General features: G+C 54.7%; 22 protein-coding genes. All 22 read right to left on the reverse strand.

Features of this window, described 5'->3' with window-relative positions; genetic code table 11:
- Positions 1 to 11: 11 nt before the first annotated feature.
- Positions 12 to 476, reverse strand: coding sequence for a bacterioferritin (gene bfr / locus BJ917_RS31340; RefSeq protein WP_008053867.1), 465 nt, complete (start codon positions 474 to 476; stop codon positions 12 to 14).
- Between the two features lie 148 nt (positions 477 to 624).
- Positions 625 to 2,079 (reverse strand): catalase, encoded by a 1,455-nt coding sequence (locus BJ917_RS31345; RefSeq protein ID WP_121106067.1) that lies wholly within the window; start codon positions 2,077 to 2,079, stop codon positions 625 to 627.
- Positions 2,080 to 2,275: 196 nt separating this feature from the next.
- Positions 2,276 to 2,662 carry a 50S ribosomal protein L17 gene (rplQ, locus tag BJ917_RS31350; protein ID WP_007955635.1) on the reverse strand — a complete coding sequence of 129 codons (387 nt, stop codon included), beginning with the start codon at positions 2,660 to 2,662 and terminating at the stop codon, positions 2,276 to 2,278.
- 42 nt (positions 2,663 to 2,704) lie between these two features.
- Positions 2,705 to 3,706: a DNA-directed RNA polymerase subunit alpha gene (gene rpoA / locus BJ917_RS31355; protein ID WP_007924176.1), complete on the reverse strand. Its 1,002-nt coding sequence runs from the start codon at positions 3,704 to 3,706 to the stop codon at positions 2,705 to 2,707.
- A gap of 22 nt (positions 3,707 to 3,728) precedes the next feature.
- A complete protein-coding gene (gene rpsD, locus BJ917_RS31360; protein ID WP_003176404.1) occupies positions 3,729 to 4,349 on the reverse strand; it encodes a 30S ribosomal protein S4 in 621 nt (206 codons plus the stop codon).
- Positions 4,350 to 4,367: 18 nt separating this feature from the next.
- Complete coding sequence (gene rpsK, locus BJ917_RS31365) at positions 4,368 to 4,757, reverse strand: 30S ribosomal protein S11 (RefSeq protein ID WP_002555466.1); 390 nt, start codon at positions 4,755 to 4,757, stop codon at positions 4,368 to 4,370.
- A gap of 30 nt (positions 4,758 to 4,787) precedes the next feature.
- A complete protein-coding gene (gene rpsM, locus BJ917_RS31370; RefSeq protein WP_009045849.1) occupies positions 4,788 to 5,144 on the reverse strand; it encodes a 30S ribosomal protein S13 in 357 nt (118 codons plus the stop codon).
- A gap of 130 nt (positions 5,145 to 5,274) precedes the next feature.
- Complete coding sequence (gene rpmJ / locus BJ917_RS31375) at positions 5,275 to 5,391, reverse strand: 50S ribosomal protein L36 (RefSeq protein ID WP_002555468.1); 117 nt, start codon at positions 5,389 to 5,391, stop codon at positions 5,275 to 5,277.
- 27 nt (positions 5,392 to 5,418) lie between these two features.
- Positions 5,419 to 6,747 carry a preprotein translocase subunit SecY gene (secY, locus tag BJ917_RS31380; protein WP_003228718.1) on the reverse strand — a complete coding sequence of 443 codons (1,329 nt, stop codon included), beginning with the start codon at positions 6,745 to 6,747 and terminating at the stop codon, positions 5,419 to 5,421.
- Positions 6,748 to 7,185: a 50S ribosomal protein L15 gene (rplO, locus tag BJ917_RS31385; protein ID WP_003228720.1), complete on the reverse strand. Its 438-nt coding sequence runs from the start codon at positions 7,183 to 7,185 to the stop codon at positions 6,748 to 6,750. It abuts the gene before it with no gap.
- A gap of 3 nt (positions 7,186 to 7,188) precedes the next feature.
- On the reverse strand, positions 7,189 to 7,365 hold the full coding sequence (gene rpmD, locus BJ917_RS31390; RefSeq protein WP_003176408.1) for a 50S ribosomal protein L30: 177 nt from the start codon (positions 7,363 to 7,365) through the stop codon (positions 7,189 to 7,191).
- 2 nt (positions 7,366 to 7,367) lie between these two features.
- Positions 7,368 to 7,868 carry a 30S ribosomal protein S5 gene (gene rpsE, locus BJ917_RS31395; RefSeq protein ID WP_003186035.1) on the reverse strand — a complete coding sequence of 167 codons (501 nt, stop codon included), beginning with the start codon at positions 7,866 to 7,868 and terminating at the stop codon, positions 7,368 to 7,370.
- A 3-nt stretch (positions 7,869 to 7,871) separates the two neighbouring features.
- Positions 7,872 to 8,222 (reverse strand): 50S ribosomal protein L18, encoded by a 351-nt coding sequence (rplR, locus tag BJ917_RS31400; RefSeq protein ID WP_003186037.1) that lies wholly within the window; start codon positions 8,220 to 8,222, stop codon positions 7,872 to 7,874.
- Positions 8,223 to 8,232: 10 nt separating this feature from the next.
- A complete protein-coding gene (rplF, locus tag BJ917_RS31405; protein ID WP_003176412.1) occupies positions 8,233 to 8,766 on the reverse strand; it encodes a 50S ribosomal protein L6 in 534 nt (177 codons plus the stop codon).
- Between the two features lie 12 nt (positions 8,767 to 8,778).
- On the reverse strand, positions 8,779 to 9,171 hold the full coding sequence (gene rpsH / locus BJ917_RS31410; RefSeq protein WP_003228724.1) for a 30S ribosomal protein S8: 393 nt from the start codon (positions 9,169 to 9,171) through the stop codon (positions 8,779 to 8,781).
- Positions 9,172 to 9,380: 209 nt separating this feature from the next.
- Positions 9,381 to 9,686, reverse strand: a complete 306-nt coding sequence (gene rpsN / locus BJ917_RS31415; RefSeq protein WP_003228726.1) for a 30S ribosomal protein S14 — start codon at positions 9,684 to 9,686, stop codon at positions 9,381 to 9,383.
- A 13-nt stretch (positions 9,687 to 9,699) separates the two neighbouring features.
- Positions 9,700 to 10,239: a 50S ribosomal protein L5 gene (rplE, locus tag BJ917_RS31420; protein ID WP_003210069.1), complete on the reverse strand. Its 540-nt coding sequence runs from the start codon at positions 10,237 to 10,239 to the stop codon at positions 9,700 to 9,702.
- 20 nt (positions 10,240 to 10,259) lie between these two features.
- Complete coding sequence (gene rplX / locus BJ917_RS31425; protein WP_003186046.1) at positions 10,260 to 10,574, reverse strand: 50S ribosomal protein L24; 315 nt, start codon at positions 10,572 to 10,574, stop codon at positions 10,260 to 10,262.
- Between the two features lie 11 nt (positions 10,575 to 10,585).
- Positions 10,586 to 10,954 (reverse strand): 50S ribosomal protein L14, encoded by a 369-nt coding sequence (gene rplN / locus BJ917_RS31430; RefSeq protein ID WP_002555479.1) that lies wholly within the window; start codon positions 10,952 to 10,954, stop codon positions 10,586 to 10,588.
- A 23-nt stretch (positions 10,955 to 10,977) separates the two neighbouring features.
- The gene (gene rpsQ / locus BJ917_RS31435) at positions 10,978 to 11,244 is read right to left on the reverse strand and encodes a 30S ribosomal protein S17 (RefSeq protein ID WP_096514759.1); all 267 of its coding nucleotides are present in this window, start codon (positions 11,242 to 11,244) and stop codon (positions 10,978 to 10,980) included.
- 2 nt (positions 11,245 to 11,246) lie between these two features.
- The gene (gene rpmC, locus BJ917_RS31440; RefSeq protein WP_002555481.1) at positions 11,247 to 11,438 is read right to left on the reverse strand and encodes a 50S ribosomal protein L29; all 192 of its coding nucleotides are present in this window, start codon (positions 11,436 to 11,438) and stop codon (positions 11,247 to 11,249) included.
- Positions 11,438 to 11,851 (reverse strand): 50S ribosomal protein L16, encoded by a 414-nt coding sequence (gene rplP / locus BJ917_RS31445; RefSeq protein WP_003228729.1) that lies wholly within the window; start codon positions 11,849 to 11,851, stop codon positions 11,438 to 11,440. Before rplP ends, rpmC begins: the two co-directional genes overlap by 1 nt.
- Positions 11,852 to 11,859 lie beyond the last annotated feature (8 nt).

Here is an 11,859-nt window from a genome sequence, read left to right on the forward strand (position 1 = left end):
TATCCGCTGGATCAGGTGTGGGACTGCAGATAATTCTCAAGCCCGATCAACTTGATCAGACCCAACTGTTTCTCGAGCCAGTAGGTGTGATCTTCTTCGGTGTCATGCAATTGAACCCGCAGCATTTCGCGGCTGACATAGTCCTTGTGCTGCTCACAGAGCTTGATGCCTTTGCACAGCGCAGCACGCACCTTGTATTCCAGGCGCAAATCCGCTTCAAGCATCTCTGTCACCGTGGTGCCGACATCGAGATCGTCCGGACGCATGCGTGGCGTGCCTTCGAGCATCAGAATTCGGCGCATCAGAGCATCAGCGTGCCCTGCTTCTTCTTCCATTTCATGATTGATTCGTTCGTAGAGCTTGGTGAATCCCCAGTCCTCATACATCCGCGAGTGGACGAAATATTGATCACGCGCAGCCAGTTCGCCGGTCAGCAACGTGTTGAGGTAATCGATCACATCTGGGTGGCCTTGCATCGCCCTACATCTCCCTGCTTGAAAGTTGTAGTTTGAACCAACATCCCCGTATCGTCACGAGAAAGCCGCAATAAAAGCGAAGATATTCTGAGAAAAACAGCTTAAATAACGCAAAAACCGCCCAAACAAGGGCGGTTCTGCTTCTCATTTAGACTTCGTTAAGCTGTACGTTGAGCAGCTTTGCGATTGCTTCTCCGTACGCCGGATCGGCCCTGAAGAAATGTTGCAATTGACGGTCGACGACGTCACTCGATACACCTGCCATCGCTCCGGCGATGTTGCCAACCAATAACGCCTTCTGCTCGTCACTCATCAGACGGAACAGCGCACCGGCGTGGCTGTAATAGTCAGTATCTTCGCGATGATCGTAACGATCGGCCGCGCCGCTCAAAGCCAAACCAGGCTCGGCGTAACGAGGCGCCTGCTTCGGCGAATCGACGTAGCTGTTCGGCTCATAATTCGGCGCCGCGCCACCATTGCTGCCAAACGCCATCGAACCATCGCGCTGGTAGCTGTTAACCGGGATACGCGGGGCGTTCACCGGCAGTTGCTGGTGATTGGTACCTACACGGTAGCGATGCGCATCAGCGTAGGCGAATACCCGACCTTGCAGCATTCGGTCCGGCGACAGGCCCACACCCGGCACCATGTTGCTTGGACCGAAGGCTGCTTGCTCGACTTCAGCGAAGTAGTTGAGCGGGTTACGATTGAGCTCCAACTCACCGACTTCGATCAACGGAAACTCTTTCTGTGACCAGGTCTTGGTGACGTCGAACGGATTCTCATAATGCGCGGCGGCCTGAGCCTCGGTCATGATCTGGATGCACACGCTCCATTTCGGAAAATCACCGCGCTCGATGGCCTCGAACAAGTCGCGCTGAGCGTAATCCGGATCAGTACCGGCCAAACGGGCCGCTTCTGTCGGTGCCAGGTTCTTGATGCCCTGCCTGGTCTTGTAGTGCCATTTCACCCAGTGACGCTCGCCATTGGCGTTGATGAGGCTGTAGGTGTGGCTGCCAAAGCCGTGCATGTGACGGTAACCATCAGGGATGCCGCGATCCGAGAACAGGATCGTGACCTGGTGCAATGCCTCTGGAGAGTGCGACCAGAAGTCCCACATCGCCTGCGGGCTTTTCAGGTTGCTTTGTGGCAGACGCTTTTGAGTGTGGATAAAGTCAGGGAATTTCAGCGGATCACGAATGAAAAACACTGGAGTGTTGTTACCCACGATGTCCCAGTTGCCCTCTTCGGTGTAGAACTTCAACGCGAAACCACGCGGATCCCGCTCAGTGTCAGCCGAACCGCGCTCACCACCCACAGTGGAAAAACGCAGGAACGTGGGTGTTTGCTTGCCAACCGACTCGAACAGCCTCGCGCTGGTGTACTGAGTGATATCGCGAGTGACGGTAAACGAACCGTAAGCACCCGAGCCCTTCGCGTGCACACGACGCTCAGGAATGTTTTCACGATTGAAATGAGCCAGCTTCTCGATCAAGTGGAAGTCGTCGAGCAGAAGCGGGCCACGTGGGCCGGCGGAACGGGAATTCTGATTGTCGGCGACAGGGGCGCCACTGGCGGTGGTAAGCGTTTTATTTTGGCTCATGCGATCTCTTTCCTTAGTCAGTCTCGAACTGCCGGCTAATCGGCTGAAGGGAGTATTGACGATCAACATGACGCTTACTAATTCATTAAATACTCACAATCGATAGATATTACCTATGCGACTGCAAATGCCGCACTTTTCATGCGCGCACAAAAAACCGGGCACTAGGCCCGGTTCTTCGTTTCAGACTGACGTCTTACTCAGCGGATACAGCTTCACCGCCGACAGCACGATCAACCAACTCGACGTACGCCATAGGCGCGTTGTCGCCAGCGCGGAAACCGCACTTGAGGATGCGCAGGTAGCCACCCTCACGGGTAGCGTAACGCTTGCCCAGGTCGTTGAAGAGCTTACCAACGATAGCTTTCGAACGAGTACGGTCGAAAGCCAGGCGGCGGTTAGCAACGCTGTCTGTCTTGGCCAAAGTGATCAGCGGCTCGGCAACGCGGCGCAGTTCTTTAGCTTTTGGCAGAGTAGTTTTGATCAGCTCGTGCTCGAACAGCGACACCGCCATGTTTTGGAACATGGCCTTGCGGTGCGAGCTGGTGCGGCTGAGGTGACGACCACTTTTACGATGACGCATGGTTCATTCCTTACCAAACACTACGTTCGGTGATTACGACGATCAGGCAGTCGCCTTGTCGTCCTTCTTAAGACTTGCAGGCGGCCAGTTGTCGAGGCGCATGCCGAGGGACAGACCGCGGGAGGCCAGAACGTCCTTGATTTCAGTCAAGGATTTCTTGCCAAGGTTCGGAGTCTTCAACAGCTCTACTTCGGTACGCTGAATCAGGTCACCGATGTAGTAGATGTTTTCCGCCTTAAGGCAGTTAGCCGAACGTACAGTCAGTTCCAGATCGTCAACCGGGCGAAGCAGGATCGGATCGATCTCGTCTTCCTGCTCGATTACCACTGGTTCGCTGTCACCTTTGAGGTCGACGAACGCAGCCAACTGCTGTTGCAGGATGGTTGCAGCGCGGCGGATAGCCTCTTCAGGATCCAGAGTACCGTTGGTTTCCAGATCAATAACCAGCTTGTCCAGGTTAGTACGCTGTTCGACACGGGCGTTTTCCACCACGTATGCGATACGGCGAACCGGGCTGAACGAAGAGTCAAGCTGCAAGCGACCAATGCTGCGGCTTTCGTCTTCATCGCTCTGACGCGAGTCGGCCGGTTCATAACCACGACCACGAGCTACTACGAGCTTCATGTTCAGGGCGCCGTTAGACGCCAGGTTAGCGATTACGTGATCGGGATTAACGATCTCGACATCATGATCCAGCTGAATATCGGCAGCGGTAACCACCCCCGAACCCTTCTTCGACAAGGTCAGCGTAACTTCGTCTCGACCGTGCAGCTTGATAGCCAGACCTTTAAGGTTCAACAGGATTTCAATTACGTCTTCCTGTACACCTTCGATGGCGCTGTACTCGTGGAGCACACCGTCAATCTCGGCCTCGACTACTGCACAGCCGGGCATGGAGGACAACAGGATGCGGCGCAGCGCGTTGCCCAGGGTATGGCCAAAGCCACGCTCGAGAGGCTCGAGCGTGATCTTGGCGCGGGTTGGACTGACAACCTGCACATCAATGTGGCGGGGTGTCAGGAACTCATTTACCGAAATCTGCATGGATGCACCTATTTTCTAGCCCTTACTTGGAGTAGAGCTCGACAATCAGGCTTTCGTTGATGTCGGCGGACAGATCACTGCGAGCTGGAACGTTCTTGAAAACGCCCGACTTCTTCTCAGTGTCTACTTCTACCCATTCTACGCGGCCACGTTGGGCACACAGATCGAGAGCTTGGACAATGCGAAGTTGGTTTTTTGCTTTCTCGCGAACAGCAACCACGTCACCAGCACGAACCTGGTAGGACGGAACGTTAACGGTTTGACCGTTTACGCTGATCGACTTGTGCGATACCAGCTGACGGGATTCGGCACGAGTCGAACCAAAGCCCATACGGTATACAACGTTGTCCAGACGGCATTCGAGCAGTTGCAACAGGTTTTCGCCAGTTGCGCCTTTCTTGCCAGCAGCTTCTTTGTAGTAGCCGCTGAATTGACGCTCGAGAACGCCGTAGATACGACGGACCTTCTGCTTTTCACGCAGTTGGGTGCCGTAGTCGGACTGGCGACCGCGGCGTTGGCCGTGGATACCAGGTGCTGCTTCAATGTTGCACTTCGATTCGATCGCGCGCACGCCGCTCTTCAGGAAGAGATCGGTGCCTTCGCGACGAGCGAGTTTGCATTTTGGACCAATGTAACGAGCCATTCTTTACAATCTCCTGGATTACACGCGGCGCTTCTTCGGCGGACGGCACCCGTTGTGCGGGATTGGCGTCACGTCGGTGATGCTGGCGATCTTGTAGCCACAGCCGTTCAAAGCGCGGACTGCGGATTCACGACCTGGACCTGGACCTTTGACGTTGACGTCGAGGTTTTTCAGGCCGTATTCCAGCGCAGCTTGACCAGCACGTTCAGCAGCTACTTGAGCAGCAAACGGGGTGGACTTGCGGGAACCGCGGAAACCCGAACCACCGGAGGTAGCCCAGGAAAGAGCGTTACCTTGACGGTCGGTGATGGTCACGATGGTGTTGTTAAAAGATGCATGGATGTGGGCGATGCCATCAACCACTGTCTTTTTAACTTTTTTACGAGGACGAGCAGCAGGTTTTGCCATGATTAAATTCCTGTCGATTCGCTGGGGCGATTACTTGCGGATCGGCTTACGCGGACCTTTACGGGTACGCGCGTTGGTCTTGGTACGCTGACCGCGTACTGGCAGACCACGACGATGACGCAGACCGCGATAGCAACCGAGGTCCATCAAGCGCTTGATTTTCATGTTGATTTCGCGACGCAGGTCACCTTCAGTGGTGAACTTCGCCACTTCGCCACGCAGCTGTTCAATTTGCTCGTCGCTCAGATCCTTGATCTTTGCGGCTGGGTTTACCCCAGTCTCTGCACAAATTTTCTGTGCAGTAGTGCGACCAACACCATAGATGTAGGTCAGCGAGATAACAGTATGCTTGTTATCTGGAATGTTAACGCCTGCAATACGGGCCATTCAGTGGGACTCCAATTGACAGCTACCTACGCCCCGGAAGCCAAGAAATAGGGCGCGAGATAATATCGCTGTAATAACAAATAATCAACCCGGCAGCGCACTAGCTGCCGGGCTTGAAGCACAATCACACTCAGCCTTGGCGCTGTTTGTGACGCGGTTCCGCGCTGCAAATTACTCGAACAACACCTTCGCGGCGAATAATCTTGCAGTTACGGCACAGCTTTTTCACCGATGCACGAACTTTCATCACCAACTCCTCGAACCTTATGGGTACTCAGCGCAACATGCCGCTGCCGTAACCCTTCAGGTTGGCTTTCTTCATCAGGGATTCGTACTGGTGCGAAACGAGGTGCGATTGTACTTGGGACATGAAGTCCATCACAACCACGACCACGATCAGCAACGAGGTCCCGCCAAGGTAGAACGGTACGTTGGCTGCAACCACCAGGAACTGGGGCAGCAGGCAGACGGCCGTCATGTAAAGAGCACCGAACATGGTCAAGCGAGTCAGAACGCCATCAATGTAGCGCGCGGACTGCTCACCTGGACGGATGCCCGGAATAAAGGCACCGGACTTCTTCAGGTTTTCCGCTACGTCTTTCGGATTGAACATCAACGCCGTATAGAAGAAGCAGAAGAAAATAATCCCTGCACTAAACAGCAGAATATTCAACGGCTGACCAGGAGCGATCGACTGCGAGATGTCCTGCAACCAGCCCATACCTTCAGACTGGCCGAACCAGGCACCCAACGAAGCCGGGAACAGCAAGATGCTGCTCGCGAAAATAGCCGGAATAACACCGGCCATGTTCACCTTCAGCGGCAAGTGGCTTGTCTGCGCAGCGAAGACCTTGCGGCCCTGCTGACGCTTGGCGTAGTGAACAGCAATACGACGCTGACCACGCTCAATGAACACCACGAAACCGATAATCGCTACTGCCAGCAAACCGATGGCAACCAGGGCGAAGATGTTGATATCACCCTGACGTGCAGACTCGAAAGACTGCCCAATCGCTCTCGGAAGACCGGCGACGATACCCGAAAAAATCAACATCGAGATACCGTTGCCAACACCACGCTCAGTAATCTGCTCACCCAGCCACATCATGAACATCGCACCAGCCACAAAAGTGGATACCGCGACGAAATGGAAGCCAAAGTCACCAGTGAACGCAACGCCCTGCCCCGCCAGACCAATGGACATGCCAATGGCCTGAACGAGAGCGAGAACGACAGTGCCGTAGCGGGTGTACTGGCTGATCTTGCGACGGCCAGCTTCACCTTCCTTCTTCAACTGCTCCAGCTGCGGGCTGACGGCGGTCATCAGCTGCATGATGATCGATGCCGAAATGTACGGCATGATCCCCAGTGCAAAGATGCTCATCCGCTCCAGCGCGCCGCCGGAAAACATGTTGAACAAGCTAAGAATGGTCCCCTCATTCTGTCGAAACAGGTCCGCGAGTCGGTCCGGGTTGATACCTGGAACCGGGATGTGTGCGCCTATTCGGTAGACGATAATCGCCAGGAACAGAAAACGCAGACGAGCCCAGAGTTCAGACATACCGCCTTTGCCGAGCGCAGAGAGAGCACCTTGCTTAGCCATTTATTCCTCGAACTTGCCGCCAGCTGCTTCGATAGCCGCACGCGCACCTTTGGTGGCGCCGATTCCCTTTCCGATGGTCACAGCGCGAGTCACTTCGCCGGACAGCATGATTTTCACACGCTGTACGTTGACGTTGATCACGTTGGCATCTTTCAGGGACTGCACGGTGACGATGTCGCCTTCCACTTTAGCCAGCTCGGACAGACGCACTTCTGCGCGATCCATGGCCTTCAGGGACACGAAACCGAATTTCGGCAGGCGACGATGCAGCGGCTGTTGACCGCCTTCAAAGCCTGGAGCAATGGTGCCACCGGAGCGGGAAGTCTGACCTTTGTGACCACGGCCACCAGTCTTACCCAAACCACTACCGATACCACGGCCCGGACGATGCTTTTCGCGACGGGAACCCGGCGCTGGACTCAGATCATTGAGTTTCATCGATTAACCCTCGACACGCAGCATGTAGTAAGCCTTGTTGATCATCCCGCGATTCTCGGGAGTATCCTGGACTTCTACAGTGTGACCGATGCGACGCAGACCCAGACCCTTAACGCACAGTTTGTGGTTAGGGATGCGGCCGGTCATGCTTTTGATCAGCGTAACTTTAACGGTAGCCATGATCAGAAGATCTCCTTGACGCTTTTGCCACGCTTGGCGGCAATGGATTCAGGAGACTGCATTGCTTTCAAACCCTTGAAAGTGGCGTGAACCACGTTTACCGGGTTAGTCGAGCCGTAGCACTTGGCCAGAACGTTCTGAACGCCAGCAACTTCGAGAACGGCACGCATTGCGCCGCCAGCGATGATACCGGTACCTTCAGAAGCAGGCTGCATGTACACCTTCGAAGCGCCGTGAGCGGACTTCATTGCGTACTGCAGAGTGGTGCCGTTCAGATCAACCTGGATCATGTTGCGGCGAGCAGCTTCCATTGCCTTCTGGATCGCAGCAGGCACTTCACGCGACTTGCCACGGCCGAAGCCAACACGCCCTTTACCATCACCAACCACGGTCAACGCGGTGAAAGTGAAGATACGGCCGCCTTTAACGGTTTTGGCTACGCGGTTAACTTGAACCAGCTTCTCGATGTAGCCTTCGTCGCGCTTTTGGTCGTTATTTGACATAACTTAGAACTCCAGCCCAGCTTCACGAGCAGCATCAGCCAGCGCTTTAACGCGGCCGTGGTACTTGAAGCCAGAGCGGTCGAAAGCCACCTGCGAGACGCCAGCGGCCTTAGCACGCGTAGCGACCAGCTGGCCAACCTTAGTGGCCGCGTCGATGTTGCCAGTGGCGCCATCACGCAGTTCTTTATCCAAAGTCGAGGCGCTTGCCAGGACTTTGTTGCCGTCGGCCGAAATGACCTGGGCGTAGATGTGCTGCGAAGAGCGGAACACGCAGAGACGCACGACTTCGAGTTCGTGCATTTTCAGGCGTGCTTTGCGAGCGCGACGCAGTCGAGTAACTTTTTTGTCGGTCATTTGCTATGCCCTACTTCTTCTTGGCTTCTTTACGACGGACGACTTCGTCCGCGTAGCGCACACCTTTGCCTTTGTACGGCTCTGGTGGACGGAAGTCGCGGATCTCGGCGGCCACTTGACCTACCAGCTGCTTGTCGATGCCCTTGATCAGGATATCGGTCTGGCTAGGAGTCTCAGCGGTGATGCCTTCCGGCAGTTCGTAATCCACTGGATGCGAGAAGCCAAGAGCCAGGTTCAGCACTGTGCCTTTTGCTTGCGCTTTGTAACCAACACCGACCAGCTGGAGCTTGCGCTCGAAGCCTTGGCTTACGCCTTGGACCATGTTGTTAACCAACGCACGAGTGGTACCAGCCATTGCGCGAGTCTGTTGATCGCCATTGCGAGCAGCGAAACGCAGCTCACCAGCTTCTTCAACGATCTCAACGGACGAATGGATGTTCAGTTCGAGAGTGCCCTTGGCACCCTTCACCGAAAGCTGTTGGCCTGCGAATTTTACTTCGACGCCGGCTGGCAGCTTAACGGGGTTCTTAGCGACGCGAGACATGCTTATCCCCCCTTAGAACACAGTGCAAAGAACTTCGCCGCCGACACCGGCAGCGCGCGCAGCACGATCAGTCATCACACCTTTGTTGGTGGAGACGATAGACACACCGAGGCCGCCACGAACTTTCGGCAGATCCTCGACGGACTTGTACTGACGCAAGCCTGGACGGCTAACGCGCTTCACTTCTTCGATAACCGGACGGCCTTCGAAGTATTTCAGCTCGATAGACAGCAGTGGTTTGGTTTCGCTGCTGATCTGATAACCCGCGATGTAACCTTCGTCCTTCAGGACTTTGGCAACAGCTACCTTCAACGTGGAAGATGGCATGCTTACGACGGACTTTTCAGCCATCTGGGCATTACGGATTCGAGTTAGCATGTCCGCTAACGGGTCCTGCATACTCATGGGCTAGACGCTCCTAATACAGAAAAATTAGCCTTGCGGCTACTACGTGTCGCCGAGAATCTCCGAGCATAGAAAACACGGGCTCAGGCGAGCCGGGTATTCTAGACACACCCCAGAAATGAATCAAGCCCCAAAAGGGGCTTGATTCAGATTCAAGGCCACCGATGGTCAGGTTCTTGCGAACCTGACCACCAAGGCTTTGACAGCGATTACCAGCTGGCTTTAACCAGACCTGGAACGTCACCACGCATTGCCGCTTCACGCAGTTTGTTACGGCCGAGGCCGAACTTGCGGTAAACGCCGTGCGGACGACCAGTCAGGCGGCAACGGTTACGCATGCGCGAAGCGCTTGCGTCACGTGGTTGCTTCTGCAGAGCTACGGTTGCTTCCCAACGCGCTTCTGGACTTGCGTTCAGATCGACGATGATAGCTTTCAGCGCTGCACGCTTGGTGGCGTACTTGGCAACGGTGAGCTGACGCTTCAGCTCACGGTTTTTCATGCTCTTCTTGGCCATTTTCCTACTCCAATCAGTTGCGGAACGGGAATTTGAAAGCGCGCAGCAGAGCACGGCCTTCGTCATCGTTCTTGGCAGTGGTGGTCAGGGTAATGTCCAGACCGCGGAGAGCATCGATCTTGTCGTAGTCGATTTCCGGGAAAATGATCTGCTCTTTTACGCCCATGCTGTAGTTGCCACGACCATCAAAGGACTTGGCATTCAGGCCGCGGAAGTCGCGAACCCGTGGCAGGGAGATCGACAGCAGACGATCCAGGAACTCGTACATACGCTCACGGCGCAGGGTCACTTTGACGCCGATCGGCCAACCTTCACGGACTTTAAAGCCAGCGATGGATTTCCGAGCGTAAGTCACAACGACTTTCTGGCCGGTGATCTTTTCCAGGTCAGCAACAGCGTGCTCGATGACTTTTTTGTCGCCGATCGCTTCGCCCAGACCCATGTTCAGGGTGATTTTGGTAACGCGCGGAACTTCCATCACGTTCGAAAGCTTAAGTTCTTCCTTAAGTTTCGGTGCGATTTCCTTCCGGTAAATCTCTTTTAGTCGTGCCATGGTCTTCTACCTAGCAGTGTTCAAGCATCAACCGCTTTTTGGGTCGACTTGAAGACACGAATTTTCTTACCGTCTTCTACTTTGAAACCAACGCGGTCAGCCTTGTTGGTTTCGCCGTTGAAGATGGCGACGTTGGAAGCGTGCAGTGGCGCTTCTTTCTCGACGATACCGCCCTGTACGCCCGACATCGGGTTAGGCTTGGTATGACGCTTGACCAGGTTCAGACCACCAACAACCAGACGGTTGTCAGCAAGAACCTTCAGCACCTTACCGCGCTTACCTTTGTCTTTGCCGGCGATCACGATGATCTCGTCGTCACGACGAATCTTTTGCATGTCGGATCTCCTTACAGCACTTCTGGGGCGAGCGAGACGATCTTCATGAACTTCTCAGTACGAAGTTCACGGGTCACTGGCCCAAAGATACGGGTGCCGATCGGCTCTTGCTTGTTGTTCAGAAGAACAGCAGCGTTGCCATCAAAGCGGATAATGGAGCCATCAGCACGGCGTACGCCGTGACGAGTGCGGACTACAACAGCAGTCATCACTTGGCCTTTTTTCACTTTACCGCGAGGAATTGCTTCCTTGACGGTAACTTTGATGATGTCACCGATACCAGCGTAACGACGATGGGAGCCACCCAGCACCTTGATGCACATAACACGGCGAGCGCCGCTGTTATCGGCCACATCGAGCATGGATTGAGTCTGAATCATATAATTTCTCCGACCCCTAGTCCTTAGACTTCCACAGCGCGTTCGAGAACTTCAACCAGCGCCCAAGACTTGGTCTTGGCCAAAGGACGAGTTTCACGAATAGTGACTTTGTCGCCGATGTGGCACTGATTGGTTTCGTCGTGCGCGTGCAGCTTAGTCGAACGCTTAACATATTTACCGTAGATCGGGTGCTTAACGCGACGCTCGATCAGAACGGTGATGGTTTTGTCCATCTTGTCGCTGACAACACGGCCAGTCAGCGTACGGACAGTTTTTTCGGCTTCAGCCATGATCACTTACCTGCCTGCTGGTTGAGCACAGTCTTCACGCGAGCGATGTCACGCTTAACTTGCGAGAGCAGATGAGACTGCCCCAACTGGCCAGTTGCTTTCTGCATACGCAGATTGAACTGGTCGCGCAGCAGGCCGAGCAGTTGCTCGTTCAGCTGCTGTGCGGATTTTTCACGAAGTTCATTCGCTTTCATCACATCACCGTCCGTTTAACAAAGGAGGTGGCGAGCGGCAGCTTTGCAGCAGCCAGGGCGAAAGCCTCACGCGCCAGCTCTTCAGAAACACCCTCGATTTCATACAGGACTTTGCCTGGCTGAATCTGGGCAACCCAGTACTCCACGTTACCCTTACCTTTACCCATCCGAACCTCGAGAGGTTTTTTGGAGATCGGCTTGTCCGGGAATACACGGATCCAGATCTTGCCGCCACGTTTTACGTGACGGGTCAGAGCACGACGCGCTGACTCGATCTGACGAGCGGTGAGACGACCACGAGCAACAGACTTCAGCGCGAACTCGCCGAAGCTGACTTTGCTACCGCGCAATGCCAGGCCACGGTTGTGACCAGTCATTTGCTTGCGGAACTTCGTACGCTTTGGTTGCAACATTTGGCGTA

This window comes from Pseudomonas sp. WPR_5_2 (genome assembly GCF_003634475.1).
In the GTDB taxonomy this organism is placed as follows: Bacteria; Pseudomonadota; Gammaproteobacteria; order Pseudomonadales; family Pseudomonadaceae; genus Aquipseudomonas; species Aquipseudomonas izuensis.